Origin of the sequence: Mucilaginibacter sp. (assembly GCF_039921305.1) — a bacterium.
Taxonomy (GTDB): domain Bacteria; phylum Bacteroidota; class Bacteroidia; order Sphingobacteriales; family Sphingobacteriaceae; genus Mucilaginibacter.
Genome location: NZ_JBDSCA010000055.1, coordinates 11,562 through 37,698, shown reverse-complemented (window position 1 = coordinate 37,698; position 26,137 = coordinate 11,562). Strand labels below are relative to the sequence as shown.

Below are 26,137 nucleotides of genomic sequence, written 5' to 3'. Positions count from 1 at the left end.
TTTGTATTTATTTTTATTATTTGATTGCTTGTACTTGTGCTGTTTTTGCTACTTCTTTATCTTTTACATTATTTCCATATCCAACAATGATCACCGAAAGGATGATAGTAGCGATACCGATAACTACTGTTGTAAATGATTTTTTGCTTACACCTTTCCACTCGCCTAATACCAAACCCCACATGTTGGCTACCAAAATAATGAAGGCCATGTGCAGGATCCATGAGCTGGCGCCGTTACCCAATTTGCTCTCGCCCATTCCGTAGAAGAAGAACTGTAAGAACCAGGTTGTACCGGCTAAGGCCGAGAAGATGTAATTTTTTAATAATGGTGTTTTAGCATCGGTATAGTTACCGAATGTTTTGTTGCGGGCATTCAATATCATACACCAGATAAAGTTGGTGGTTAAACCGCCCCAAAGGATCACGATATAAGTAACGTTGTTTTTATAAAGGAAATTACGGGTATCGGTAATGTGCTCGGTTGCTCTCCATGCAGCGTTAGCGGCATCGGCCATGTGAGCGCCGGCATCAATCCCGAAAGCGAAACAGGCGCTTAACACACCCGATACAATGGCTACGGTGATACCTAAACCAAAGCGGTAATCTTTATTTTCGTTAGCAACAGCGCCTTCTTTATTCAAATCGCGCTCTTTTAATGTACCTGCCCTACCGCAAATGATGATACCGATAACGCATACCAGGATACCTAATAATACCAGCTGCCCCCAATGTGAAGTAGCTAAGGTACCGATGCTATCTTTACCCGCGGTTGGCGAAAACTGGTAGAACACAGCAGGAACCAAAGCACCGAATACTGAACATAAACCTAATATAATGGTGCTACCTAATGATACACCCAAATAACGAACACCTAAACCATAAGTTAAACCGCCTATTCCCCATAATAAGCCAAAAAAGTAGGTTAGCATTAAAATTTTACCATCTGTTGCGCGGATGATATCCATAAAGTGTGGCACTGTTAACCATGCCGCTACCGGCGGAACAATGAGCCATGAGAATATACCGCCTACTATCCAAAAACTTTCCCAGGCCCAGCCTTTTACTTTTTTGTACGGGATGTAGAAACTACCGGAAGCGAAACCGCCGATAAAGTGAAAAATTACACCGAAAATTACTTCCATTATTTATTTAGCGTTTATTATGAATTGGTTTCATATTAGAGGAAATAAAAGTAGAAAAGGTGGTTTACATGGCCGTCATGCACTGTCATGGTATGTTAAGCTTTATAGGTTAACAACTGGTTAATTTTATGCCCCTTAATCCCGAAATTTACTTTTTAGTTAAAAAAAAAGTTTAGGGAAGTCAAAAAGTGCATAAAAAATGACAAAATTTGATACTTTTTATCTAAACACAAGTAATTATGTTTGCAACATTATACCAATTAATATAAAATCTACGTACTCTTGTTGCAGAAAAAGCCTGTTATTTATAACCAACGTTTTACTGTATCCTAATTGTAAACCGGACAAATGAAACAACCGCCCATATTTGAATGCATTTTTATTGATTACTATTCGTCTACCCCGAAGTATTTACAATTGGCAAACTCCATTATTAAATGCATTGGCGATGGTAAGATCAGTAAGAACGATATTTTGCCTTCTATAAACGAGTTGAGCTATAACTTTGAAATATCAAGGGATACGGCCGAAAAGGCATACAAGTATTTAAAAAAAATAGGATTATTAGGGTCCGTCCCCGGTAAGGGTTATTATGTTAAAAGCACCGAACTAAGCAATAACCTAAAGGTATTTTTACTGTTCAACAAGCTTAGTTACCACAAAAAAGTTATTTACGATGCTATTGTTGCCGCACTTGGCGATATGGCCGCGGTAGACCTATATATATACAACAACGATTTTTCGTTATTTAAAAAGCTGCTCCAAAACAAAAATGATGATTATACGCATTATGTCATCATCCCCCATTTTGTTGAAGGTGGCGAAAAGGCATCCGAAATTATCAACACCATCCCAAAAGAGAAATTAATTTTACTGGATAAGATCATTCCGGGTGTTGAGGGAAATTACGCGGCCGTGTATGAAAACTTTGAGCAGGATCTATATCACGCGCTTGAACAGGCCCTGCCACAGTTAAGTAAATACAATACCATTAAGATCATTTTCCCGGAGCATAGTTATTTCCCGCACGAAATATTAACCGGGTTTACCAACTTTTGTCATCAATATGCTTTTAACTACAAGGTTATTCATGATATTGAAACCGAACAGATTGGTAAAGGCGAGGCGTATATTAACCTGATGGAAAGCGACCTGGTTACTTTGATAGAACGCATCATATCAACCGACCTGATTGTAGGTACCGATGTTGGTGTGATATCGTACAACGAAACACCGCTGAAAAAGATAATTTTGAATGGTTTGACCACTATCTCGACAGATTTCCAGGCGATGGGCGAAAAGACGGCTTATTTGATACTAAACGGCCTGACGGAACACATAGAAACGCCATTTAATTTGACTCTCCGGGCGTCGTTATAGTCTATAAAATCTGTGTGGTATGTTATAATTATGTGCTAATTGCCCGGTAGTACAACGGTACTGTTTATTTTAGCATCAATAATCCGGGTATTATTTTAACAAAATCACCCGTTTAAAGCAACTAAAGCGATATTTTTGCCGTATACAGGGAATAAGTTACACAATTTTGCAATAACCAATAATTTACCGTTCTTTATATCCAATATTATTCGTTTTCCGATATATGCTTTCTAAAAAAACTAAATATGCAATAAAAGCTTTGGTGAGCCTGGGCAAAAACATGGGAAACCCGCCCGTGCAGATCTCAAAAATTGCAGAAGAAGAAAAAATACCTAAGAAATTTCTTGAACAGATATTGCTGGACCTGAGAAATGCCGGATTTTTATACAGCAAAAAAGGCGCGGGCGGCGGGTACAGTTTAAACAAAGACCCCAAAGATATTTACCTGGTACAGGTGATGCGCGTTACCGACGGCCCTATTGCCATGGTGCCCTGCGCCAGTTTAAACTTTTATCACAAATGCGAAGAGTGCAAATCTGAACTAACCTGTGGTATACGCAGCATATTTATTGATGTGCGCGATGTGACGCTGAAAATTTTAACCGAAACCAGCATCGCCGACATTATTGACCGCGAAATTAATTTAGTTTCCCTAATCTAATTTTAATGTAACAATTTGGAGGTAGCAAATTTATTATCCTACTAAGACTACCATTTCCATATACTTTATATATATTTGTCGTGATGAAACTAACGGCACTCTTTAACAATCAAATTATGTGTATGCAACATTGTATCACAAAGTGATTTATGAGAGGTGTGGATTGATCGATACGAGATAACAAATACCTCTTCAGCACGGCCGAAGGGGAATTTTTTTTAAATGATAGCGCTAAACTAAGTATATGCAAAGCTTTAGAACCGAGTTAGAAAATCCGGTTATTGAAAAGGACATCATTGATCTGGAACAAAAGATCCGTGCATTCCGTGAGGGCAAAATCCACGACGAAAAGTTCAGGAGTTTGCGTTTAGCCCGTGGTATTTACGGCCAACGGCAACCGGGCGTACAAATGGTACGTATTAAATTACCTTTCGGCAAGGTTACTTTTAAGCAATTACTAAAAATTGCCGATATAAGTGACGAATACGCCAGCAGCAACCTGCACTTAACTACCCGCCAGGATATCCAGATACACTATGTGAGTTTGGACCGCACACCTGAGTTATGGGCCAGGCTGGAGCAGGATGATGTTACCTTGCGCGAAGCTTGTGGTAATACCGTTCGTAATGTTACCTCCTCTCCTACTTCGGGTATTGACCCGGATGAGGTTTTTGATGTATCGCCTTACGCGCATGGTATGTTCAGCTATCTTTTGCGCAATCCTATTTGCCAGGAGATGGGCCGTAAGTTTAAGATCTCGTTTTCGGCTACGGATGCTGATACCGCTTTCTCTTTTATTCACGATCTGGGCTTTATCCCAAAAGTAAAAATTGAGGACGGTGTTGAAGTGCGTGGTTTTAAAGTAGCCTTAGGTGGCGGTTTAGGCGCTCAACCCGCGTTAGCGCATATCGTACACGACTTTTTGCACGAAGATCTGATCATTCCTTATACAGAATCGGTTATCCGTGTGTTTGACCGTTATGGCGAACGCAACAACCGTAACAAAGCCCGTTTAAAATTCCTGATCCAAAAAATTGGATTAGAAGAATTTTTGAAACTGGTTAACGAAGAAACTATTGCCAATAAGGTAAAAACATATAAAATAGATCGCGATACGGTTCCACAACCTCAAACTCCTGCGAAAGCGGTATTGCCAGAGGCTGTAATTGCTAACCCTTTGCGTTACAAACACTGGAGAGCTACCAACGTTTTTGAACAAAAGCAAAAGGGCTATTTTGGTGTATATATTAAGGTAGAGGTTGGTGATATCCCTACTGCGCAAGCGCGTAAGCTGGTTGAAGCCATTCGCCCTTATGTTGCCGATGAGATACGTGTTACCCAAAACCAGGGCTTATTGTTAAAATTTGCTACTGAAGAAAGCTTACCGCATTTATTTAACGGGTTAACCGAATTGGGTTTAGCTGCTCCGGGTTTTGACAGCGTTGCCGATGTAACCACCTGCCCCGGTACAGATACCTGTAACCTGGGTATTTCAAACAGCATGACCTTATCTAAGGTGTTAGAGGATGTTGTTTACAGCGAATACGAAGACTTGATCTATAACCGTGATATTAAGATCAAGATAAGTGGTTGTATGAATAGCTGCGGTCAGCATGGTTTGGCTCATATTGGTTTTCATGGTAGTTCACTAAAATCGCAAGGGAAAGTATTACCATCTGTACAGGTATTGTTAGGTGGCGGTATTGTTGGCGATGGTATTGGCCGCGCGGCTGATAAGATAACCAAAGTACCTGCCAAACGTGCTACTACTGTTTTACGTGCGGTTTTGAACGATTACCAAAGCAACACCAACGATAACGAGTTATTTAACGATTACTACGACCGTAAGGGTAAAGATTATTTTTACCAATTGCTAAAACCAATTGCCGACTTAACTACCCTGCAAGACGATGAGTTTATTGACTGGGGCCACGAAGAAACTTATGCCACCGCTATTGGTGTTGGCGAATGCGCGGGTGTGGTGATAGACTTAGTTGCGACATTGATATTTGAAGCGGAAGAAAAACTTGGCTGGGCACAAGCTGCCTTTAACGAAAGCCGTTTTGCCGATTCTATTTACCACTCTTACAGTGTATTTATTAGCGCGGCTAAAGCTTTGTTGTTAGATAAAGGTGTAAATAGCAGCACGCACGCGGGCATCATCCGTGAGTTTGATAACCAGTATGTGGCTACAGGCGAAATTGATTTGGGCGGTTCTACTTTTGATAGCTTGATATTACAGATAAACAAACAAGAACCATCAGAAGCCTTTGCTACTACTTACTTGCAGCAAGCCAACAGCTTTACTCAAAACGTTAAAACAAAACGCGAAGCTTTAATACAAGCATAATAATTACCCATGAGTGCGTCGCCGAAGGATATTATAAATACAGTTACGCCTGATACCAGCGAAGGTAATCAGTTGTTCCCTGTATTTTTAAAGCTGAACGAATTGCATACCGTGTTAATAGGCGCGGGTAATGTTGGCTTAGAGAAGCTTAACGCGATATTGAATAATAGTCCGCTGGCTAAAGTAACTGTTGTTGCCGAAGTGGTATCGCACGAGGTTTACGCCTTGGCGGCAAAGTACAAGCAAGTAAATATTCACGAGCGGTTATTTACCGAGAGCGACCTTGAAGGTGCCAATTTAGTTGTGGTAGCTACCGGAAACGAATCGTTAAATAACTACATCCGCGAGGTAGCTCACCAACATAATTTATTGTTGAACGTAGCCGATAAGCCATCATTGTGTGATTTTTATTTGGGTTCCATCGTACAAAAAGGAGATTTAAAAGTGGCTATATCAACCAATGGCAAATCGCCAACGGTAGCTAAAAGATTGAAAGAAGTGCTGAACGATAACTTACCAGACGAGCTGGACACTACATTACAGCAAATGAGCCAGTTGCGCAACACATTAACCGGCGATTTTGCCGATAAAGTTAAAAAACTGAACGAGGTTACATCTATACTGGTTGAACCAAAGGCTGATATTTCTATCAGGAAAAACTTTAACTGGTTGATATGGTGCTCTATTATAGCAGCCATTGGCATCACCATAACAGCTTTTTGGTTAAAGAATCCCGATTTTCAGTCTTTTGTAGAAACCGTTAGCCCTACCTTCTATTATTTTTTAGTGGCAGGTTTCATCTTCGCGATGATTGATGGCGCCATCGGGATGAGTTATGGGGTTACCTCAACAACCTTCTCGTTAACTATGGGCATTCCTCCTGCTGCGGCAAGTATGGGTGTGCATTTATCCGAAATTATGAGCAACGGCATTGCCGGCTGGATGCATTACCGCATGGGAAACATTAACTGGCGCTTGTTTAAGCTGTTGCTGATACCGGGTATCATTGGCGCTGTTTTAGGTGCTTATCTGGTATCGTCATTAGAGCATTATAGCATGTATACCAAACCTGCGGTATCGTTATATACGCTTATATTAGGAATTGTTATTTTCAAAAAGGCATTTAAGGGAAAGCATAAAAAAGCTGATAAAAAGATCAAACGCATTTCGTTACTCGGTTTTGGGGGCGGTTTTATTGATGCGGTTGGTGGTGGCGGTTGGGGCTCTATCGTGTTATCTTCATTGATAGCCGGTGGCCGTAATGCACGCTTCTCGTTAGGTACAGTCAAACTTTCTCGGTTCTTCATCGCTATGGTGAGCTCGGTAACGTTTATCCTGATGCTGAGCCATGGTAACCATTGGGAAGCGATTGTTGGATTGGTAATTGGCAGCGCGTTAGCATCGCCTATCGCCGCTAAGGTATCAAACCAAATATCTACAAAAGCCATTATGGTATCTGTGGCAGTTATTGTAATTTTGATCAGTTTATACAGCATTCAAAAATTTATTGTAAAAGTGTTGTAAAGCCATGAGTAAAGTAGTACACGATATAAAACAATTGACAGCCGGGTTAACCCCTGTTGAAGCCTTGACTAAGTTAGCCAACCTGTTTCCGGGTAAAGTTATATTTTCTACCAGTTTTGGTTGGGAAGATCAGGTGATCAGTCACATGATATTTGCCAATAAACTGCCTATTAAGGTTTTCACTTTAGAAACAGGCCGCTTATTCCCCGAGACTTATTACGTTTGGAACCGTACCTTAGAAATGTACGATGCCAATATACACGCCTACTATCCGCAGGCCGCTGCTGTTGAGCAAATGGTGAGCACTAAGGGCCCAAGCAGCTTTTATGAATCGGTTGAAAACCGGAAGGAATGCTGCGGTATACGCAAATTGGAGCCGTTGAAACGCGCTTTGGCTGGTAATGATGTTTGGATAACCGGCATCAGAGCAGATCAATCTGCCAACCGCGAGGACATGCACAATGTAGAATGGGATGAGGGAAACCAATTGGTGAAGTTTCATCCTATTTTTGAATGGAATTTAGACGAGGTTAAAGAATATATTAAAGTAAATAACGTACCATACAATCCGCTGCACGATAAGGGTTTCCCAAGTATTGGTTGCGCACCTTGTACAAGGGCCGTACAACCGGGCGAGGATTTCCGAGCGGGAAGATGGTGGTGGGAAGATCAATCAAAAAAAGAATGCGGCTTGCACAGCACCGAAGCACACGAGGAAACTTTTTTTGAGGAGAATAAAAGTAATTAGGATATAAGATGAGTAGACACAAACTGGATTATTTAGACGATCTGGAAGCTGAGGCGATATATATTTTACGCGAGGTAGCAGGGCAATTTGAAAAACCTGCCCTGCTGTTTTCGGGTGGTAAGGATAGTATTACACTGGTGCGTTTGGCCGAGAAGGCTTTTAGGCCGGGTAAATTTCCTTTTCCGCTGGTGCATATTGATACGGGGCATAATTTTCCGGAAACGATAAGCTACCGCGATGAAATGGTAGAACGAATTGGCGAAAAGCTGATTGTTGGCTACGTTCAGGATGCTATTGACCAGGGTAAAGTTATTGAGCAAAAAGGTAAAAACGCGAGCCGTAACAGTTTACAAACCGTTACTTTGCTGGATACCATTGCCGAACATAAATTTGACGCCTGCATTGGCGGCGCACGCCGTGATGAGGAAAAAGCAAGGGCAAAAGAACGCATCTTTTCGGTACGTGATGAGTTTGGCCAATGGGACCCAAAACGCCAGCGCCCCGAACTTTGGAATATTTATAACGGTAAGATACACAAGGGCGAGAACGTACGTGTATTCCCGATAAGTAACTGGACCGAGCTTGATGTTTGGAACTATATCCGCAGGGAAAACATCGCTTTGCCATCAATTTACTTTGCGCATGAGCGTGAGGTGATCACCCGTAACGGCCAGTTAATGGCTGCTGCCGAGGCTTTAAACATGGATGCTGATGATATTATATCGCGCAAAAATGTACGTTTCCGCACGGTTGGGGATATGACTTGTACGGCCGCTGTAGAATCGTATGCGTTTGAGATAGATGATATCATTAACGAAATAAGCGAATCGAAAATTAGTGAACGTGGCGCCCGTATGGATGATAAAGTGAGCGAGGCGGCTATGGAAGACAGGAAAAAAGGCGGATATTTTTAAGAGAGACTCAAGAAGCGAGAATCAAGAATCAAGACAAAAAAAACGTCATTGCGAGGTACGAAGCAATCTCTTTAGGACAAGCGAATATCCAAGTTCGCCCTGTACAGTCGGGGATTGCTTCGTACCTCGCAATGACGAGTGAAGAAGCAATAACACATACGTGTAAATATAACAATGGACATTCTAAAATTTTTAACGGCTGGTAGTGTTGATGATGGTAAAAGTACCCTGATAGGGCGTTTACTGTATGATAGTGAGTCTATTTTGGCCGATCAGCTGGAGGCTTTGCAGCAATCAAATCGTAAAAACGATGATGGTACGATTGACCTTGCCATTTTAACCGATGGTTTAAAGGCCGAGCGCGAACAAGGCATTACCATTGATGTGGCTTACAAGTACTTCCAGACAGAAAAACGCAAGTTTATTATTGCTGATACCCCAGGGCACATTCAATATACCCGTAACATGGTTACCGGTGCATCAAATGCCGACCTGGCTATTATATTGATTGATGCCCGTAAAGGTGTTATTGAGCAAACTATACGCCACTCCTACTTAGTATCGTTACTTGCCTTGCCGCACGTGGTGGTTGCTGTGAACAAGATGGATATGGTTAATTATGACGAGACTGTTTTTAACAAGATAGTTGCCGATTACCGCGCCATGGCTACCAAATTGAATTTAGGCGAAGTAACTTACATACCCGTTAGCGCTTTAAAAGGTGATAATATTGTTTATAAAAGCGACAAGATCACCTGGTATACCGGCAAAAGCTTGTTAGACCATTTAGAAACCGTTGAGATAGCGATTGACGACAGTACCGACCATGCCCGCATGCCGGTGCAATGGGTTGTACGCCCGCAAACCGAAGAACTGCACGATTACCGTGGCTACGCCGGTAGGGTTTTAAGCGGATCTTTCCGCGTGAACGATCAAATCACTGTTTTACCTTCGGGCTTTAGTTCTACGATAAGTAAGATCGAGATATTTGATAAGCAACCAGCGGAGGTTACCGCCGGGCAATCTGTTACCCTGCATTTGAAAGATGAGATAGATATTAGTCGTGGCGATATTTTAGTAAATTCTTTACATCAGCCAAAAGTATCACAATTAATACAAAGCGATATTTGCTGGATGGATACCAAACCGATGGACCAAAGCCTGACGTATTTGATACAGCACAACAGCAAAACCACCCGTTGCAAAATTAGCGAAGTGTTGTACAAGGTAAACATAAACACTTTAGAGCAAGTAAATGCCGACACCTTTAATCTGAACGATATTGGTTCAATTATTATTAAAACTGCCGAACCTTTGGCCTTTGATGCCTATCAGGATAACAAAGCAAATGGAGGGGCAATTATAATTGATAGCCGTACCAATTTAACTGTAGGTGCATTGATGTTCAGGGCCATAGCCGACTAAAAAATTGCTTTTTTATTGTGAATACGGGTTTAAACGCGTATTTTAGGCCACATGGAAGATACCAGAAGTTACTTGTGGAGAATATACATGGCGATCATTTTAACATCGCTTGGTGTATTCTATTATCTTGTATTTTTGTTTTACCTGTGCGGTGGGATCCCTATCGAAAAGATCCATTATTTTATGACTGATGGCTGGCCCAATTTTTGTGCCGATAATGTTCCTTTGGTTGCCCCGGTTTTTTTGTTTTTGGGTTTATATTTCTGGTATTCGTACACAGTTAAAATGCGCCCCAAGCCCATACCCGAACCTGAATATGATTTTCACTTTACTAAAGTTGAAAAACATCCAGAGGTAAACCAGGAGCCGGATTATATTTTTGAGAGCCGGGCTCACAAAGCAACTAAAATTTCTCCTACCTCAGAGGAGCAGGACAATAAAACGGAAGATTAGTTTTCAAAAATTAATCTATCCTAAAACATTTCATTATCTTATTTCTTTGATTAATAACACTTTGTAAGTTTTTTATCGTCTACAATTTGATAACTTTTTGTTTACAATAAAATTACATGTTTAAACAGCTATTTATTTACCTTTGAGGTATTAAATCAAATTAATCAATAAAAAACACAATATTATGGCAACTACAAAATGGGTTTTAGACCCAATGCACTCAGAAGTTCAGTTTAAAGTTAAACACCTGGTTATATCAACTGTAACGGGTTCATTTAAAACATTTGAAGGTACAGTTGAAACCGAAGGAGATACCTTTGAAGGAGCTACCGCTGAATTTAGTTTAGATGTTAACAGCATTGACACTAACCAGGAAATGCGCGATGGTCATTTAAAAGGCGCTGAGTTTTTTGATGCTGAAAAGTATCCAAAGATCACTTTCAAATCGACAGCTATTACTGCTGATAGCCTGACTGGCGATTTAACCATTAAAGATGTAACCAAACCGGTTACGCTTGACCTTGAACATGGTGGTACCGCTACCGATTTTTATGGTAACCTTAAAGCTGGTTTTGAAATTACCGGTAAAATTAACCGTAAAGATTTCGGTTTGGTTTGGGATGGTGTTACCGAAGCCGGCGCTATTGTTTTAGGCTCGGATATTAAACTGATCATCAACGTGCAGTTTGCTAAACAAGCTTAAATTTTAAGCCATGTTATATATTTGAAAGCCAGCCGGTAACGGATGGCTTTTTTTATTTTTTGCTAAATTAGCAACCATTTACACGCTCAACTGTCTAATATCTATCATGCTAATTAAAATATACCCCGAAAACCCTAACGAGAAAACCATTGAGCAGGTTGTTCAGGTTTTGAAAAAGGGCGGGCTCATTATCTATCCTACCGATACCGTTTATGGTTTAGGCTGCGATATTACCAACCACCGGGCCATTGAGGCTATTTGTAAGATACGGAACATTAAACCGGAGAAGGCTAACTTCTCTTTTGTATGTTATGATCTGCGGCATATATCCGATTATATTAAGCCGATTGATAACGAAACCTTTAGGGTATTGAAAAAGGCTTTACCCGGTCCGTTTACCTTTATTTTTAATGCGAACAGCAATGTACCCAAGCTGTTAAGTTCCAACAAAAAAACGGTTGGTATCCGTGTGCCCGATAACAACATAGCCCGCGAAATTGTGAAAGCGCTGGGTAACCCAATCCTATCCACATCCATTAAAGATGAGGACGAGATTGTGGAATATACTACCGACCCGGAATTGATTCACGAAAAATATGAAGAACTGGTTGACCTGGTGATAGATGGCGGCTATGGTGATAATGTACCGTCGACAGTGGTGGATTGCACTACGGGTGAGTTTGAGGTGATAAGGGAAGGTAAGGGTGATCTGGAGATGTATTTGTGATAAGAGACAAGAATTAAGGCTCAGGAATCACGATATGATTTTGTATCTTTGTATTGCTTATAACCCGGTTAAACAGGGTTATAAAAGTTCTTAAAATATTCTTACTATTTCCCCCTCTTATCCGATTTTGTGACTACATTAAACAAACGGCAGAATAAATTACCGGAATAACCTGCTCAAATAAATCACCGTAAATCTCCCCTTGACGAAATGAAGCCGGAGGCCTTAGAATAATAGACACGATCGGGACGCTCGCGTCAGCGTTGGATTTCTTACTATTTCCCCCCTATATACATTTCTGTCATTGCGAGGTACGAAGCAATCGCGGACTATGCAGAGCGAGCCTACCTCCTTTCGATTGCTTCGTACCTCGCAATGACATGGGTTAGATTAAAGTGATTGTGATTTGCTGATAAACAAGGATGTTACTACAATAGCCAGGATAACGCCTGATATTGTTGTTACGATGAGATTCCAATATTGATGAAAATCTAATCCAAACAGTAATCTTAATAAGATCACCGCTAAGGTAATGCCAGCTACCGTAAACCAGTATTTCGCGATTGACTTGTTTTTGATCGCAGTGTGCATAGGCATCTGATAAATCGCTATCAGGATAACTATACCGCCAATTATTGTACTTGTATGCTGAATGAGTTTGTAAAGGGGTATTTGGAAATATGATAACTTTACAGGAACTGTCATATTCCAAAGTTCTACAAAATAGCCTGTCGCGTGTGTAAAACTATCCCAAAACAGATGCGATGCTATGCCAATAATAATGGACATTAATACAATGAGCAGGTTTTGTATAAAGTGCCTGTTCCAATTAAAAGCCTGGTATGTTTTAAAACGCCTGTTTAATATTGAAGGCAGGTTAGAGATTAACTGCACCTTTACTGCGTCGTGATAAACAAAACAGATTAGAATTGCCACGGGCAGATCAAACCAGAGCATGCCCAGCCAAGTATGGCTGTAAATGCTCGATACCTTCATCCTGAAGAAGTATTCAAAATCGGGAGCTACACTGCCAGCAATTAATCCGGTTAACGATACCCATTTTTTAGGCAGGTAGTTTAGTGGTAAAACTATTGCGGGATGGGAAAAGGTTAAAGGCATTTTTTGATTTGAGATTGCGGATGTTCGATTGCGGATTTAGTAAGAAAGCATGGCCGATTGTCCTAAGTAGAGTTTGCCACGCTATCGCTCGCAATGACGCGTGGGAAGGTTGGTTATTTCAACAACGCGTCTTTTTCTTTAGTAAAAACATTGTATACCATGCCATCAAGCAGGCCAGGTAAAAACTTGCTTAGCAAAACGGTTAGCTTGCCCTGTACCGTCATGATCAGGGTACGTTTGCGGGCTTCGATGCCGTTGGATATACGCTTGGCTACTTCTTCGGAACTCATCATTTTGCCTTCGTCCATGCTGCTTTCGCCTTGCTGGCTGCCGTCTTTGGCTAAGGCGGTATTGCGGATGTTTGATGCGGTGAAACCCGGGCAAGCGGTCATTACGTGGACTCCGGTTTTCAGGTTTTCAACTCTTAATGCATCTAAAAAGCCATTCATGGCAAATTTGGATGCGGAGTAACCTGTACGGCCCGGTAAACCTTTGTAACCCGCTATGGATGATACACCAACTATGCTGCCCTGGGTTTTGGTAATGTAGGGTAATGCGTATTTGATGCAATACACGGTGCCCCAAAAGTTAACGTCCATTAGTTTTTTGAGCACATCAAGGTCAACATCCTTTAATAAGGCACGCATTGATATACCGGCATTGTTCACCAATACATCAATGGTTTTAAAAGTGCTTATGGCTTGTTTGATGAGGTGGTGGCAATCTTCTTCCACTGCTACATCGCATTGTACGGCTATGGCACGGATGCCAAAACGCTCTTGCAGATCCTGCGCTATTTCGCACAGAGTAACGTATTGCCTTGCGGCAAGTACCAGGTTCGCACCGCGGCTTGCCAATTCGATAGCCATGGCTTTGCCTATTCCGGATGATGCGCCGGTTATGATGATCACTTTGTTTTTTAAGCTCATAAATTGTAATGGGTTATCTTGCGCTTACGCTATCGTAAGGTACGCGGGTGGTGATGGAGCGGCCGAGGGTGATCTCGTCCACATATTCCAGTTCGCCGCCAAAGGCTATGCCGCGTGCTATGGTTGATATATTGATGTTAAAGTCTTTTAATCGTTTGTGCAGGTAGAATATGGTGGTATCGCCTTCCATGGTCGCGCTTAGAGCGAAGATCACTTCTTTAACTTCATCGGTACGGAGGCGCTCTATCAGCGAATCTACTTCGAGGTCCGACGGACCAATGCCGTCCATTGGCGATATCAATGCGCCGAGTACGTGGTACAATCCGTTGTATTGGCTGGTATTTTCAACGGCCATTACATCGCGGGTATCTTCAACAACGCAAACTAAAGTACGGTCGCGCTTGGGTGCCGAGCAGATCTCGCAAATGGGCAGATCTGATATGTTGTGGCACACACCGCAAAACTGGATCTCGTTACGGAGCTTGCTTATTGCCTTACTGAAGGCTTCTACTTCATCCTTATCCTGGTTCAATAAATGGAGTACTAAGCGTAACGCGGTCTTCTGTCCTACCCCCGGCAGTTTGCTAAATTCGCTCACCGCGTTCTCCAATAACTTCGACGAAAAGTTCATGTTGCTAAATTACTATTTTTGGTTCATAGTTGATGGTTCATAGTTCATAGTGAAAAAGCTATGAGGTTTATGGTATTTTTACTAATATTGACTTTACATGTAACAAATTATTATGCCTTTTAGGTTTGAAGATTTACACGTTTGGCAAAAGGCTTTGGACCTTGATGATAGCATAAATAAGCTAACCAAAAGTTTTCCTAAAGATGAGATCTTAGTTTTAACGTCACAAATTAAACGAGCTGCTGATTCTGTTGTACTGAACATAGCCGAAGGCTCAACAGGCCAAACCAAACCTGTATTCAAGCAATTTCTTGGTTATGCATTACGATCAGCTATAGAAGTAGTAAGTTGTTTATTTATTGCCAAAAAGAGAAATTATATAAAAGATGAAACGTTTAAGCAATTGTATGAAGATTACGAACAACTTGTTAAAATGATAACCAATTTAAGAAATTCACTTAATTAAATTAGGTTCAAAATTATAGTTACAGGTCATGATCGGCCATGAACTATGATCCACGAACCATGAACCCCAAAACTTATGTCACCAGCGGTACTCTTATCCTTCATTATTGGCTATTTTCTTGTTCTGATCATCATTTCTTTTTTGACTTCGAGGAAATCATCCGATAACGATACCTTCTTTGTGGCCAACCGTAACTCCAAGTGGTATTTGGTAGCTTTCGGTATGATAGGTACAGCTTTAAGCGGAGTTACCTTTATATCCGTTCCCGGTAAGGTAGGTGCGCCCAGTGGCGATGAGTTTGCTTATTTCCAGTTTGTACTGGGTAACGCGGCGGGGTTTATCATTATTGCTACGGTGCTGTTGCCTTTGTATTATCGCCTAAAGCTGACCTCCATTTACAGTTACATTGAGGGTGCTTTAGGTACCTGGAGCTATAAAACGGCGGCAGCTATATTTTTATTGAGCCGTACTATTGGCTCGGCGTTCCGCTTGTATTTGGTAGTTATTGTATTGCAGAAGTTCATTTTTGATAGCTATGGCGTTCCCTTCGCGGTAACAGTGATGATTTGTTTGATATTGATATGGCTATATACATATAAGGGCGGATTAAAAACCATCATTATTACCGATAGCTTGCAGACGCTTTTCTTAGTATCATCGGTGTTCCTGTCTATCTACTTTATTTGCCGTAGCTTAGATATGAATATTTTCCAGGCGGCAGATGCTATCAAAAACAGCAGCTACTCTAAGATATTCTTCTTTAACGATCTGCTGGCTAATAAGCTCCATTTTGGCAAACAGTTTTTGGGTGGTTTGTTCATTACCATAGCTATGGTGGGTTTAGATCAGGATTTGATGCAGAAAAACCTGAGCTGTAAAAACATCGGCGAAGCACAAAAAAACATGTTCAGCTTTACGGGCGTATTTGTGGTGATCAACATCTTCTTTTTAAGCGTGGGAGCCTTGCTATACATATATGCCGCTAAAAATGGTATTACCGTTGCTAAAACTGATTACCTATACCCTACCATAGCCTTAAACTATTTAGGTTTGGTACCGGCCATTGTATTTATGCTGGGATTGACCGCGGCTACCTTCGCTACTACCGATTCGGCGCTTACGGCTTTAACAACCTCGTTCTGTGTCGATTTTTTAAACTTTAACAAACGCGCCGATGTGAACAGCAAAAAGAATATAAGCGCCAGGCATTATGTGCATATCGGCTTTTCATTTTTGATGTTTTTAACCATTATCGTATTCAACTCTATCAATAATGATGCGGTGGTGAGCGCTATTTTCAAGGTGGCATCGTACACTTACGGTCCGCTTTTAGGTTTGTATTCTTTTGGCTTATTGGTGAGCAGCCGCCAGGTTAAAGATAAGCTGGTACCGTTTATTTGTTTGGTATCGCCCGCGGTATGTTTTTATCTGAGCACCAACTCAAAAACCTTATTGGGCGGTTATACCTTTGATAATGAACTCATCATTGTAAATGGCTTGATCACTTTTGTGGGATTATGGATCACATCATCTAAGAAAGTTCATATATCATAGTTGATAGTAAGAATTTGTATGAGGCTTTCTCCATGATCTATAGGTCATCAACTATGAACTAAAAATACTTACTTTTGCAGATTACATTTTAAAACAAAAAGAACCTCCGCAAACGGCGGAGTTGACGCGTATTATGACAAGTGAAGACAAAATTAGACAAGCCTTTGAGAACAAAAACTGGCAGGAAATTAAAGTAACCGACAGCTGGCAGATATTTAAAATAATGGCCGAGTTTGTTGACGGCTTTGAAAAAATGGCCAAAATTGGCCCCTGCGTATCCATCTTCGGATCGGCCAGGACAAAGAACGACAACCCTTACTATACCTTATCAGAAACCTGTGCCCGCTTGCTAACCGAGCGTGGTTACGGTGTAATATCGGGCGGTGGGCCGGGTATTATGGAGGCTGCCAACAAAGGCGCATACGAAGCAGGTGGTAAATCGGTAGGTTTAAATATTGAGTTACCTTTTGAGCAGTTCCACAATAAATATATCGACAGGGATAAAGTGATGCAGTTTGATTACTTTTTTGTGCGTAAGGTAATGTTCATGAAGTATTCACAGGGCTTTATCATCCTTCCGGGCGGTTTTGGCACAATGGATGAATCATTCGAGGCAATCACCCTGATCCAGACGGGTAAAATTGCCCGCTTTCCTATCGTATTTGTTGGTACAGATTATTGGGGCGGCCTGTTCAAATGGATTGAGGATAAGATGCTGAACACCGAGAATAACATTAAAGCGGACGACCTGAACCTTTACCGTGTGGTTGATACGGCAGAAGAAGCTGTTGAACACATCTTCCGTTTCTACGATAAGTATGTATTGAAACCAAATTTTTAATAGAACTTCTGTTTTATTTGAAAGCGATGATAGCAAATATCATCGCTTTTTTTATTTAAGTTTACATGTAAAACAACCCTTTATGAAACCGAATATTAACGCACTAATTATTGGCATTTCGCTAATTTTGATATCCCTCATATTTTCGGGAACTTATAAGTACAAGTTTAAAGATGCGGAAAATATAACAGTTACGGGTTTGGCCGAGAAGAATTTCACCAGCAACCTTATTGTTTGGAAAGGTGATTATTCGCGTAAAAGTCCGGATTTAAAAAGCGCTTACTCACTGTTAAAGGAAGACGAAGCGGCGGTATCCGCTTATTTAAAAGGTAAGGGCATTAGTGATAGCGAGGTATTGTTTTCATCAGTTGATATTACAAAAGATTATGCCAAAACCTATGATGCACATGGCATTATCACCGGTTCAAAATTAGAGGGTTACAGTTTAAAGCAAAGCATCAGTGTAAAATCAACAGACATTGATAAGATCGAAAAGGTGTCACGAGAAATAACCGAGCTGATACAGAAGGGAATTGAAATGAATTCAATGCCACCATCTTACTATTATACCAATTTATCTGCATTAAAGATCGACCTGTTAGCCAAGGCAAGTGCGGATGCTAAATCACGTGCAGAAACTATCGCTAAAAACTCTGGTAGTCAATTAGGTAAAATTAAGCAGGCTACTATGGGCGTTTTTCAAATCACAGGCGAGAATGACAATGAAAGCTATGCCGGTGGTGGAACATTGAATACAACATCGCGTAATAAAACAGCATCCATTACCATCAGGATTGATTACGCCGTAGAATAGCTATAAAAAATATGGAAAAAACCGTTCAAGCAATTACTTAAGCTTTAACCGGTTGTTCTTTGCTTGCCTTTTTTATCATGCGCTCTACCTCATCGGCCAGTTCTTCAGGGGTAGTGTTAGGGTTGAAGCCCACATGCCTGGCGCGGATGGTGCCCGCTTTATCTATCACCACTTTGGTTGGGATGCCGGTTATGCCATAATCTTTCATTATCCGGTTTTGATTACCAAACTGATCTCTTCCATGCGCAAGAACTGTAAAGCGGTATGAGTTTTGGTTTAAAAAACTCTTGATCATACCTAAATAATTAATACTCCTTTCGGATACATCAATAAAAAGGAATACCACATTGGGATCGGCCTTAAACCTATCCTTAGCCACTAACATCCCCGGAAACGATGCTTTACAGGGGCCGCACCATGTTGCCCAAAAATCCAGAACAATAATTTTGCCTTTATAATCGGCCATGGTTACCGCATCGCCATCCATATTTTTCAAGGTAAAATCGGGAGCAATATCGCCAATCACTGCACTTTTTATGGCGGTTGTTTCCTGAGCTTTCGCTGGTACGCCTAAGCTTAAAATGCACATCAACCAGCAGGTAATATTTATGTAAAACGCTTTCATAGACGAAAATTTTTAATAAAAATATTTAATAATTTAATCAAACACAAGCCTTTAATAATAAATTTAAATGATGTTATTTTGCAAAATGGAACAAACTGCAAAACCTAAACGCCCGGCTGCGTTAGGCTTTATATTTATCACTTTACTTATTGATGTTATCGGCTTCGGTATTATCATACCTGTATTTCCTAAGTTGATAGAAAAATTGATACACGGTGATATACGCACGGCGTCGCTCTACGGCCTTTTGCTAACCATAGCTTATGCTACAATGCAATTCATTTTTTCGCCGGTTATTGGCAACCTTAGCGATAAATTTGGCCGCAGGCCTGTGCTGTTAGCATCATTATTAGGTTTTAGTATCGATTATTTGTTCCTCGCTTTTGCCCCCACTATATGGTGGTTGTTTGTTGGCCGTATTATTGCCGGCATAACCGGAGCGAGCTTTACTACAGCTACAGCTTATATTGCCGATATAAGCACCAATGAAAACCGTGCGCAAAATTTCGGTATCGTGGGCGCCGCGTTTGGACTGGGGTTTATAATTGGGCCTGTGTTAGGAGGCTTTTTAGGCCACTATGGCACGCAAGTTCCATTTTTAACAGCCTCAGGTCTGGCTTTGCTGAACGCTTTGTACGGCTTTTTTGTATTGCCTGAGTCGTTGGCTAAAGACAAAAGAAGGCCATTTGAATGGAAACGGGCTAATCCTGTAGGCTCACTCATCCAACTTTCAAAATACCCTGCTGTATTAGGCTTAACGGCATCTTATGTATTAATTTATCTTGGCGCACAATCGGTACAAAACGTTTGGACCTATTATACAATTGAGAAATTTCAATGGACCGAGCGTACGATCGGCTTATCGTTAGGCACAGTGGGCTTGTTAGTTGGCTTGGTGCAGGGATTGCTTATTCGTGTTGCTATACCTAAATTAGGTAAAGAACGCAGTATAGTAATCGGTTTAATACTTTATGGCACCGGGCTGTTATTGTATTCAATAGCGGGCGAAGGATGGATGATGTTTGCTTTTTCCATTCCGTATTGCCTGGGTGGTATAGCAGGGCCTTCATTGCAAGGTATCATTACATCGCAGGTTCCTGCTAACGAACAGGGTGAATTGCAAGGAGGGCTAACCGGCTTAGTTAGCCTTACGCAAATTGCAGGCCCGCTGATCATGAACGGCCTGTTCTTTTACTTTTCGGGAAAAACCGCGCCAATATACTTTCCGGGTGCACCATTTTTGCTTGGCGCTTTGTTTATGTTATTCAGTGCCATATTTGCCATACGAAACTTTAAAAAAGAAGCAAAAAGGACTTAACGCAGGATACAATTCGCAGGTTTATTTTATTATTGAAGTAGGGATTTCGTAATTTTGCAGGCCGTTTCAACCACGGCACCATGAAACGCATTTATAACAAATACAAGCCTCACTATCGCGAAAACCTAAAACTGGCCATCCCTGTAATGATATCACAGGCCGGGCATATGATGGTTCAGCTATCTGATAGTGTTATTGTTGGGCATTGGGCCGGTACTATCGCTTTGGCGGCCGTTTCGTTCGCGGTAAGTGCTTTCTTTATCATTTTGGTTTCGGGGATGGGTATGTCATACGCCATAACACCACTGGTTGCGCAAGAAAGCGGGCGCGAAAACTTTGCCGAGTGCGGGCGTTTACTGATCAATAGTCTGCTTATTAATTTGGTTACCGGTCTGTTACTGTTTGGTGTAGTTTATTATTGCTCGCAAACGGTTATTTACCATTTGGATCAATCGCCGTTAGTAGTAGCGCAGGCCAAACCCTTTTTAATATTGCTGGCCTCGTCCATCGTACCGTTAATGGTATTCAACACCTTTAAGCAGTTTGCCGAAGGGCTTGGTTTTACCAAACAAGCCATGAAGATTTCTATCTGGGGAAACGTGTTAAATATTTGCCTGGGGATAATTTTTGTAAAAGGCTTATTTGGTATTGAGCCGATGGGGATACGTGGTGTTGGTTATAGCACTTTGATAGACCGTTGTTTAATGGCAGTGGTAATGTCGCTATATGTTTTAAGATCGGCACGCTTTAAAATGTACCTGCATGATTTTGCCATCCGCAATATCGATCGTGCCCGGAGCTGGACTTTGATAAAAATGGGCGCACCCGTGGCCATGCAATATACTTTTGAGGTGAGTGCCTTTGCGGGTGCTAATTTTTTGATCGGCTCCATAAGCCCGGTACAACAGGCAGCGCACCAGGTGGCTATTACTTTGGCCGCCCTGGCTTACATGATGGCTACTGGTGTATCATCGGCGGCAGCTATAAAATCGGGCAATAACTTTGGGAGTAAAAACTTTGCAGAGCTACGCGCGTCGGCAGTGTCAAGCTATCATATAGTTTTGGCCGTTATGAGCATTACCGCGATCATATTCACCTTTGGCAACCACCTTTTGCCCTGGGTGTTTACTACAGACGAACTGGTAATAAACTACGCTGCCCAATTATTAATACTGGCGGCCATATTCCAACTGTTTGATGGTACGCAGGTAGTTGGTTTAGGTATTTTACGTGGCATGGGCGATTCAAACTACCCCACCATCATCACATTTTTAGCTTACTGGATAGTGGGCCTGCCTGTTGGTTACTGGTTAGGCATACACCTGCATTTAGAGGCCATTGGCATTTGGTGCGGGTTAGTATTGGGATTGGTGGTGGCATCAACACTGTTATTTTTGAGGTTCCAATATATTAGTAGGAAAGCCCCCTCCGCCCCCTAAAGGGGGAACTTGACTTGCATATATTAAGTTTACAAGCCAACATGCTAATCAAAAGATCCCCCTTTAGGGGGCTTGGGGGCTCTAAAAATAAAGATCTACAACTACCCTATACGTATTGCAATGCGCCTCCACAATATCGCGTATATCGGCCGAGTAGCCGCCGCCCATACTTACCTGTACAGGGATGTTATTCTTGATGCATTGCTCAAACACAAAGCGGTCGCGGGCTTTGCAGCCTTCTCTGGTCATGGCAAATTTGCCTAACTTATCGGTTCCCAATACGTCTACCCCCGAAAGATAAAATATAAAATCAGGCTTTTGTTGGGCTATGAGTTTGGGTAAAATATTGTACAAAATGGTTAAGTACTGTCCATCAGTTACCCCATCTAACAAGGGAATATCAAGGTCTGATTTTTCCTTTCTGAAAGGGAAATTATTAGCGCCATGTATCGAAAAGGTAAACACCCGGCTGTCGTTCTCAAATATTTGCGCCGTGCCGTTACCCTGGTGAACATCCAGATCAATAATTAAAATGGATTTAGCTAAACCATTATGCAACAAATAATTAGCAGCTATTGCCTGATCGTTCAGCATACAAAAACCTTCGCCCCAATTGGTACCGGCATGGTGTGTGCCGCCCGCAGCGTTAAAGGCTATTCTATTTTGGAGCGCGTAATGGCAGGCTTCAATGGTTCCCTGCGAGATTCTTGCCGAACGTTCAATTAAGCGAGGCGACATGGGGAAACCTATCCGGCGGGTATCTTTGGACGATATGGTTTGATCGCGCAATTGTTCCCAATACTCTTTCTCGTGCGTGAGCAGGATAATATCTTCATCAACCCGTTTGCTTGGCGCGAATAAGTTTTCTTGCGTGATCAAACCCTCGTGTAGTAATTGCTCCGGTATCAGCTCATATTTGAGCATCGGGAAGCGGTGGCCTTCCGGGAGTTCTAAAGCGTATATGGGATCGTAGGATATTTTTAGCATGGCAACCTCCCCGCCGTGTCATTGCGAGCGATAGCGCGGCAACCGCATCGAGGTAAAGCGGCTACACAGGGCGAATATGCCTCCGTGCGGTTGCATCGTTCCTCGCAATGACACAGTTTTTTATTCATTATCGTAATTACTTTACCGCTTCGCTCAAAAACTTCGCCGCAAAATACACATCGGTGAACGAGTTATACAGCGGTACCGGGCTTAAACGGATCACATCCGGCTCGCGCCAATCGCCCAATACTCCGTTTTGAACCAACTGATCAAATATGGCCTTGCCGTTATCACAAATAATAGATAATTGGCAGCCACGATCATCCTCATTTTTGGGTGTGATAATTTTGAATCTTTGCTTTTGGTGCGATGTGTTGATCCCTTCAATTAAAAATTCCAGATAGCCGGTAAGTAGTTTGCTTTTTTTACGCAAAGGCCCTATCCCACCCGAATAATCAAACACATTTAAAGCCGCCTTATGCGCCGCCATTAACAAAACCGGACTGCAACTTACCTGCCAACCCTCGGCACCGCTCTGGGGCTTAAAACCGGGCTTCATTTCAAAACGTTTATCCTCACGGTATCCCCACCATCCGGCAAACCGGTTCAATTCTACATTCTCAAAATGTTTTTCGTGAACAAAAGCCCCGCTAATACCCCCGGGGCTCGAGTTTATGTATTTGTACGAACACCAGCAGGCAAAATCAACACCCCAGTTATGTAACTGCAACGGAACGTTACCCGCGGCATGCGCCAGATCAAAGCCAACATAAGCACCGGCTGCATGGCCTGCTTTGGTTATAGCTTCCAGATCAAAAAACTGGCCGGTGTAATAATTAATGCCACCGAATAGCACCAGGGCCAGTTCACCGGCATTATCGTTTATCTTTTGCAGGATATCTTCGGTACGCAAGGTATCTTCCCCAGCGCGTGGGAAAACTTCTATAATGGCATCCGCCGGTTTATATCCGTGAAAACGTACCTGGCTCTCTATCGCATATTGATCTGACGGGAAAGCGCCACCTTCCATAATGATCTTAAACTTTTTAGCCGCAGGCTTATAAAAGCTCACCATCAAAAGGTGCAGGTTTACGGTGAGGGTATTCATGGCTACTACTTCGGTATCTAATGCGCCAACTATTCCCGCTAAGGGCTTTGTAAGTTGTTTGTGGTATTGCAGCCAGGGGCTATCGCCATCAAACCAGCCTTCAACAGCCAGGTTGCCCCAGTTGCTCAATTGCTCTGCAATTACTGCCTGTGTTTGTTTAGGCTGCAAGCCAAGCGAATTACCGCACAGGTAAATCATATCCTTACCATTGTGCCGCGGGATGATGAATTTATCCCGCAAAGGGGCAAGCTCATCCTGCTGATCTAATTGCTGCGCGAATTGGTGGGTGTTTTGGTAGTTCATTATTCAATATTACGAAATTCTTGCTCTTTTAAACTACGCGTCATTGCGAAGCATGAAGCAATCTCTTTAAGCCGATCCGATATGTATGTCCAACCTTGTAAAGTTCGCTTGTCTAAAGAGATTGCCACGCAAGAGCTCACAATGACGTGGTGGTGAGAGCATCTACTTATTCGGTTTACTCACGTACTTGCAATCCTTCACAAAAAAGCGGTAAGGCAGCAAGGCATCTTCGGCGGCATAGGCTACACCTACACGGGGTACCGCCTTGATCTCATCATCAGTAAAGCTTAAGCCACGGTCTTCTATCCAGATCACATCTCCGGTAAGGTCGACAGCGTTTACCTTGCGGGATATACCCAAGGCCTGTGCTACCGAACCCGGCCCCATGGTAATGTTATTTTTTAAAACGGGCATATTACGGCGCAGCAACATTTCTTCAATTCCATCGGTTGGCACAATAGCACGGATAAGAATGGCATGTGGCTGGCCCTCGGTTGATGTTACGATGTTAAACATCTCGTGAATTCCGTAGCACAGGTACACATAACTTACACCGCCCTGCATGTACATGGTTTGGGTACGAGGTGTGTTACGGTTGCCGTACGCGTGTGAGGCTTTATCAATAATCCCATTGTAGGCTTCGGCTTCAACAATGTACCCACCGGTTATGATGCCATCGATTTTGGTGAACAGGTATTTTCCTAACAGACTACGGGTGATGCTCAATACATCGTTATGGGTATAAAATTCTAAGGGCAGTTTCATCCATTCAGTATATTTCTAATTATCGGGCTTATCTCTTTGGCACGACTGTAAACCATTACGTGATCACCTTTCGGGATAACAATGGCGTTGCTAATTAGTTTATGATTAAAAATGAGATCCGTATCGCCAACAATATGATTTATTTTATACGGTGCCGGCTCACCATTCCAATGTAAGGCGGCCCCCATTGCCCACTTTAAAAATATTGGATTACTATTTTTCAGCATCGAAAAAAACATGGGGGTTTCTTTGCTACCCGTAAACTTGCCAAATAACGGTCGCACTATCGGCCCCATCTTCTGCACAAACCCACCCGATAGCAATTTATAAACCGGCACGTTACGAAAGAACGCGAAGTACCAGGGCGCTTCGGTTTTTGATTTGATGCTGGATATGATGATGGCATGCTGTAACTGAACTTGCTTTGCAATCTCTACGGTAAGCATCCCTCCTAACGAAACGCCAATTATACTTGCACCTGCTTCAATACCAAATTGGTAAATCAGTTTGGTGGCGTAGGTGGTAAGGGTATCTTGCTTTTCGGGTTCTATCCAGGTAACGGGTACAACCTCAAATCCCGATAGGTCGAGATTTTTGAATAGCCGCTCATCGGCTCCGAGGCCGGATATGAGAAAGAGCTTAGACATTAAAATTTACGAGTTCAATAATTTGCTTTAGATATTTGGCATCGATCTCGTCAAATTGATCCAGCTCTTCGCTGTCCACATCCAAAACGCCAACTACCTCGTTGTTCTGGAACAAGGGTAATACAATCTCCGACCGTGACAAAGAGCTGCAAGCGATGTGACCCGGAAAAGCATCCACATCCGGGACGATCAAAGTTTCGGCACGCTGCCATGATGCGCCGCAAACGCCTTTGCCTTTGCCAATACGAGTACAGGCTACCGGTCCCTGGAAAGGGCCCAATACCAATTGTTCACCCTTCACCAGGTAAAAGCCTACCCAAAACCATTTGAACTGTTCTTTCAAAGCCGCGCTAATATTGGCAAGGTTAGCCACCAAATCGGGTTCGCCCTCAAGTAGGGCGGCAATTTGCGGGATGAGTGAGCGGTACTGCTCCTCTTTGTTTACGGATGTGATGATGCTCAGATCTTCTGCCATGATAACAAAGCTACAAAATGAAACGGGGCAAATATTCAGGGCAGGGTAAAATGTTGGCATCTGGGTTATCAACACTCTGCGCCAACC

At 42.2% G+C, this 26,137-nt stretch carries 26 protein-coding genes; 16 read left to right on the top strand and 10 right to left on the bottom strand.

The annotated features are described in order from the left end of the window. Positions 1–16: 16 nt before the first annotated feature. Positions 17–1,144 carry an L-rhamnose/proton symporter RhaT gene (gene rhaT, locus ABIN91_RS16925; protein ID WP_348052459.1) on the bottom strand — a complete coding sequence of 376 codons (1,128 nt, stop codon included), beginning with the start codon at positions 1,142–1,144 and terminating at the stop codon, positions 17–19. Positions 1,145–1,492: 348 nt separating this feature from the next. Between rhaT and ABIN91_RS16920 the strand changes: the two genes are divergently transcribed. The 10 genes from ABIN91_RS16920 (at position 1,493) to ABIN91_RS16875 (ending at position 12,029) form a co-directional block, all read left to right on the top strand. Beyond that, positions 1,493–2,524, top strand: a complete 1,032-nt coding sequence (locus ABIN91_RS16920) for a GntR family transcriptional regulator (RefSeq protein WP_348052458.1) — start codon at positions 1,493–1,495, stop codon at positions 2,522–2,524. A gap of 223 nt (positions 2,525–2,747) precedes the next feature. Then, positions 2,748–3,185, top strand: a complete 438-nt coding sequence (locus ABIN91_RS16915; protein WP_348052456.1) for an Rrf2 family transcriptional regulator — start codon at positions 2,748–2,750, stop codon at positions 3,183–3,185. 244 nt (positions 3,186–3,429) lie between these two features. Continuing rightward, the gene (locus tag ABIN91_RS16910) at positions 3,430–5,535 is read left to right on the top strand and encodes a HEPN domain-containing protein (RefSeq protein ID WP_348052454.1); all 2,106 of its coding nucleotides are present in this window, start codon (positions 3,430–3,432) and stop codon (positions 5,533–5,535) included. Positions 5,536–5,544: 9 nt separating this feature from the next. Next, entirely contained in the window at positions 5,545–7,059 is a 1,515-nt protein-coding gene (locus tag ABIN91_RS16905) for a TSUP family transporter (RefSeq protein WP_348052453.1), read from the top strand. 4 nt (positions 7,060–7,063) lie between these two features. Next, entirely contained in the window at positions 7,064–7,807 is a 744-nt protein-coding gene (locus ABIN91_RS16900; RefSeq protein WP_348052451.1) for a phosphoadenylyl-sulfate reductase, read from the top strand. Positions 7,808–7,815: 8 nt separating this feature from the next. Further along, on the top strand, positions 7,816–8,721 hold the full coding sequence (gene cysD, locus ABIN91_RS16895; protein ID WP_348052449.1) for a sulfate adenylyltransferase subunit CysD: 906 nt from the start codon (positions 7,816–7,818) through the stop codon (positions 8,719–8,721). A 174-nt stretch (positions 8,722–8,895) separates the two neighbouring features. Further along, on the top strand, positions 8,896–10,146 hold the full coding sequence (locus ABIN91_RS16890; protein ID WP_348052447.1) for a GTP-binding protein: 1,251 nt from the start codon (positions 8,896–8,898) through the stop codon (positions 10,144–10,146). Between the two features lie 51 nt (positions 10,147–10,197). Next, complete coding sequence (locus ABIN91_RS16885) at positions 10,198–10,599, top strand: hypothetical protein (protein ID WP_348052445.1); 402 nt, start codon at positions 10,198–10,200, stop codon at positions 10,597–10,599. A gap of 184 nt (positions 10,600–10,783) precedes the next feature. Then, positions 10,784–11,302: a YceI family protein gene (locus tag ABIN91_RS16880; protein ID WP_348052443.1), complete on the top strand. Its 519-nt coding sequence runs from the start codon at positions 10,784–10,786 to the stop codon at positions 11,300–11,302. A 106-nt stretch (positions 11,303–11,408) separates the two neighbouring features. Further along, complete coding sequence (locus ABIN91_RS16875; RefSeq protein WP_348052441.1) at positions 11,409–12,029, top strand: L-threonylcarbamoyladenylate synthase; 621 nt, start codon at positions 11,409–11,411, stop codon at positions 12,027–12,029. A 390-nt stretch (positions 12,030–12,419) separates the two neighbouring features. Here ABIN91_RS16875 and ABIN91_RS16870 read toward each other — a convergent pair whose 3' ends face one another. From ABIN91_RS16870 to recR, 3 genes are all read right to left on the bottom strand, one after another. Next, on the bottom strand, positions 12,420–13,148 hold the full coding sequence (locus tag ABIN91_RS16870) for a DUF4184 family protein (protein WP_348052440.1): 729 nt from the start codon (positions 13,146–13,148) through the stop codon (positions 12,420–12,422). 113 nt (positions 13,149–13,261) lie between these two features. Continuing rightward, a complete protein-coding gene (locus ABIN91_RS16865) occupies positions 13,262–14,077 on the bottom strand; it encodes an SDR family oxidoreductase (RefSeq protein WP_348052438.1) in 816 nt (271 codons plus the stop codon). 13 nt (positions 14,078–14,090) lie between these two features. Next, positions 14,091–14,708 carry a recombination mediator RecR gene (recR, locus tag ABIN91_RS16860; RefSeq protein WP_348052436.1) on the bottom strand — a complete coding sequence of 206 codons (618 nt, stop codon included), beginning with the start codon at positions 14,706–14,708 and terminating at the stop codon, positions 14,091–14,093. A 112-nt stretch (positions 14,709–14,820) separates the two neighbouring features. Between recR and ABIN91_RS16855 the strand changes: the two genes are divergently transcribed. From ABIN91_RS16855 to ABIN91_RS16840, 4 genes are all read left to right on the top strand, one after another. Beyond that, positions 14,821–15,174 (top strand): four helix bundle protein, encoded by a 354-nt coding sequence (locus ABIN91_RS16855; RefSeq protein ID WP_348052434.1) that lies wholly within the window; start codon positions 14,821–14,823, stop codon positions 15,172–15,174. A gap of 75 nt (positions 15,175–15,249) precedes the next feature. After that, a complete protein-coding gene (locus ABIN91_RS16850) occupies positions 15,250–16,728 on the top strand; it encodes a sodium:solute symporter (protein ID WP_348052432.1) in 1,479 nt (492 codons plus the stop codon). Positions 16,729–16,861: 133 nt separating this feature from the next. Beyond that, a complete protein-coding gene (locus ABIN91_RS16845) occupies positions 16,862–17,569 on the top strand; it encodes a TIGR00730 family Rossman fold protein (RefSeq protein ID WP_348052430.1) in 708 nt (235 codons plus the stop codon). A gap of 82 nt (positions 17,570–17,651) precedes the next feature. Next, positions 17,652–18,383, top strand: a complete 732-nt coding sequence (locus tag ABIN91_RS16840) for an SIMPL domain-containing protein (protein WP_348052428.1) — start codon at positions 17,652–17,654, stop codon at positions 18,381–18,383. Positions 18,384–18,420: 37 nt separating this feature from the next. Here the strand turns inward: ABIN91_RS16840 and ABIN91_RS16835 are convergent, their stop codons facing one another. Beyond that, positions 18,421–19,008: a TlpA disulfide reductase family protein gene (locus ABIN91_RS16835; RefSeq protein ID WP_348052426.1), complete on the bottom strand. Its 588-nt coding sequence runs from the start codon at positions 19,006–19,008 to the stop codon at positions 18,421–18,423. Between the two features lie 85 nt (positions 19,009–19,093). On the opposite strand from ABIN91_RS16835, the gene ABIN91_RS16830 reads away from it, so the two are divergent. Further along, positions 19,094–20,326: a TCR/Tet family MFS transporter gene (locus ABIN91_RS16830; RefSeq protein WP_348052424.1), complete on the top strand. Its 1,233-nt coding sequence runs from the start codon at positions 19,094–19,096 to the stop codon at positions 20,324–20,326. A gap of 80 nt (positions 20,327–20,406) precedes the next feature. Further along, positions 20,407–21,765: an MATE family efflux transporter gene (locus ABIN91_RS16825; protein WP_348052422.1), complete on the top strand. Its 1,359-nt coding sequence runs from the start codon at positions 20,407–20,409 to the stop codon at positions 21,763–21,765. An 81-nt stretch (positions 21,766–21,846) separates the two neighbouring features. On the opposite strand, the gene ABIN91_RS16820 is transcribed toward ABIN91_RS16825, so the two are convergent. The 5 genes from ABIN91_RS16820 to ABIN91_RS16800 all read right to left on the bottom strand — a co-directional run bounded on the left by ABIN91_RS16820 (position 21,847) and on the right by ABIN91_RS16800 (position 26,050). After that, complete coding sequence (locus ABIN91_RS16820) at positions 21,847–22,752, bottom strand: histone deacetylase (protein ID WP_348052420.1); 906 nt, start codon at positions 22,750–22,752, stop codon at positions 21,847–21,849. Positions 22,753–22,888: 136 nt separating this feature from the next. Further along, the gene (gene kynU / locus ABIN91_RS16815; RefSeq protein WP_348052419.1) at positions 22,889–24,163 is read right to left on the bottom strand and encodes a kynureninase; all 1,275 of its coding nucleotides are present in this window, start codon (positions 24,161–24,163) and stop codon (positions 22,889–22,891) included. Between the two features lie 162 nt (positions 24,164–24,325). Next, positions 24,326–24,928: a DNA-3-methyladenine glycosylase gene (locus tag ABIN91_RS16810; protein ID WP_348052417.1), complete on the bottom strand. Its 603-nt coding sequence runs from the start codon at positions 24,926–24,928 to the stop codon at positions 24,326–24,328. Further along, positions 24,925–25,575 (bottom strand): alpha/beta hydrolase, encoded by a 651-nt coding sequence (locus ABIN91_RS16805; RefSeq protein WP_348052415.1) that lies wholly within the window; start codon positions 25,573–25,575, stop codon positions 24,925–24,927. The genes ABIN91_RS16810 and ABIN91_RS16805 overlap by 4 nt, the downstream gene beginning before the upstream one ends. Further along, entirely contained in the window at positions 25,568–26,050 is a 483-nt protein-coding gene (locus tag ABIN91_RS16800; protein WP_348052414.1) for a GAF domain-containing protein, read from the bottom strand. Before ABIN91_RS16800 ends, ABIN91_RS16805 begins: the two co-directional genes overlap by 8 nt. Positions 26,051–26,137: the final 87 nt, after the last annotated feature.

Coding starts and splice junctions, on each gene's coding strand:
- ABIN91_RS16885 (WP_348052445.1), top strand. CDS start 10,198: ATGGAAGATACCAGAAGTTACTTGTGGAGAATATACATGGCGATCATT.
- ABIN91_RS16870 (WP_348052440.1), bottom strand. CDS start 13,148: ATGCCTTTAACCTTTTCCCATCCCGCAATAGTTTTACCACTAAACTAC.
- ABIN91_RS16850 (WP_348052432.1), top strand. CDS start 15,250: ATGTCACCAGCGGTACTCTTATCCTTCATTATTGGCTATTTTCTTGTT.
- ABIN91_RS16875 (WP_348052441.1), top strand. CDS start 11,409: ATGCTAATTAAAATATACCCCGAAAACCCTAACGAGAAAACCATTGAG.
- ABIN91_RS16810 (WP_348052417.1), bottom strand. CDS start 24,928: ATGAAACTGCCCTTAGAATTTTATACCCATAACGATGTATTGAGCATC.
- ABIN91_RS16890 (WP_348052447.1), top strand. CDS start 8,896: ATGGACATTCTAAAATTTTTAACGGCTGGTAGTGTTGATGATGGTAAA.
- cysD (WP_348052449.1), top strand. CDS start 7,816: ATGAGTAGACACAAACTGGATTATTTAGACGATCTGGAAGCTGAGGCG.
- recR (WP_348052436.1), bottom strand. CDS start 14,708: ATGAACTTTTCGTCGAAGTTATTGGAGAACGCGGTGAGCGAATTTAGC.
- ABIN91_RS16820 (WP_348052420.1), bottom strand. CDS start 22,752: ATGCTAAAAATATCCTACGATCCCATATACGCTTTAGAACTCCCGGAA.
- ABIN91_RS16830 (WP_348052424.1), top strand. CDS start 19,094: ATGGAACAAACTGCAAAACCTAAACGCCCGGCTGCGTTAGGCTTTATA.
- ABIN91_RS16865 (WP_348052438.1), bottom strand. CDS start 14,077: ATGAGCTTAAAAAACAAAGTGATCATCATAACCGGCGCATCATCCGGA.
- ABIN91_RS16910 (WP_348052454.1), top strand. CDS start 3,430: ATGCAAAGCTTTAGAACCGAGTTAGAAAATCCGGTTATTGAAAAGGAC.
- ABIN91_RS16920 (WP_348052458.1), top strand. CDS start 1,493: ATGAAACAACCGCCCATATTTGAATGCATTTTTATTGATTACTATTCG.
- kynU (WP_348052419.1), bottom strand. CDS start 24,163: ATGAACTACCAAAACACCCACCAATTCGCGCAGCAATTAGATCAGCAG.
- ABIN91_RS16855 (WP_348052434.1), top strand. CDS start 14,821: ATGCCTTTTAGGTTTGAAGATTTACACGTTTGGCAAAAGGCTTTGGAC.
- ABIN91_RS16825 (WP_348052422.1), top strand. CDS start 20,407: ATGAAACGCATTTATAACAAATACAAGCCTCACTATCGCGAAAACCTA.
- ABIN91_RS16840 (WP_348052428.1), top strand. CDS start 17,652: ATGAAACCGAATATTAACGCACTAATTATTGGCATTTCGCTAATTTTG.
- ABIN91_RS16845 (WP_348052430.1), top strand. CDS start 16,862: ATGACAAGTGAAGACAAAATTAGACAAGCCTTTGAGAACAAAAACTGG.
- rhaT (WP_348052459.1), bottom strand. CDS start 1,144: ATGGAAGTAATTTTCGGTGTAATTTTTCACTTTATCGGCGGTTTCGCT.
- ABIN91_RS16915 (WP_348052456.1), top strand. CDS start 2,748: ATGCTTTCTAAAAAAACTAAATATGCAATAAAAGCTTTGGTGAGCCTG.
- ABIN91_RS16800 (WP_348052414.1), bottom strand. CDS start 26,050: ATGGCAGAAGATCTGAGCATCATCACATCCGTAAACAAAGAGGAGCAG.
- ABIN91_RS16880 (WP_348052443.1), top strand. CDS start 10,784: ATGGCAACTACAAAATGGGTTTTAGACCCAATGCACTCAGAAGTTCAG.
- ABIN91_RS16805 (WP_348052415.1), bottom strand. CDS start 25,575: ATGTCTAAGCTCTTTCTCATATCCGGCCTCGGAGCCGATGAGCGGCTA.
- ABIN91_RS16835 (WP_348052426.1), bottom strand. CDS start 19,008: ATGAAAGCGTTTTACATAAATATTACCTGCTGGTTGATGTGCATTTTA.
- ABIN91_RS16905 (WP_348052453.1), top strand. CDS start 5,545: ATGAGTGCGTCGCCGAAGGATATTATAAATACAGTTACGCCTGATACC.
- ABIN91_RS16900 (WP_348052451.1), top strand. CDS start 7,064: ATGAGTAAAGTAGTACACGATATAAAACAATTGACAGCCGGGTTAACC.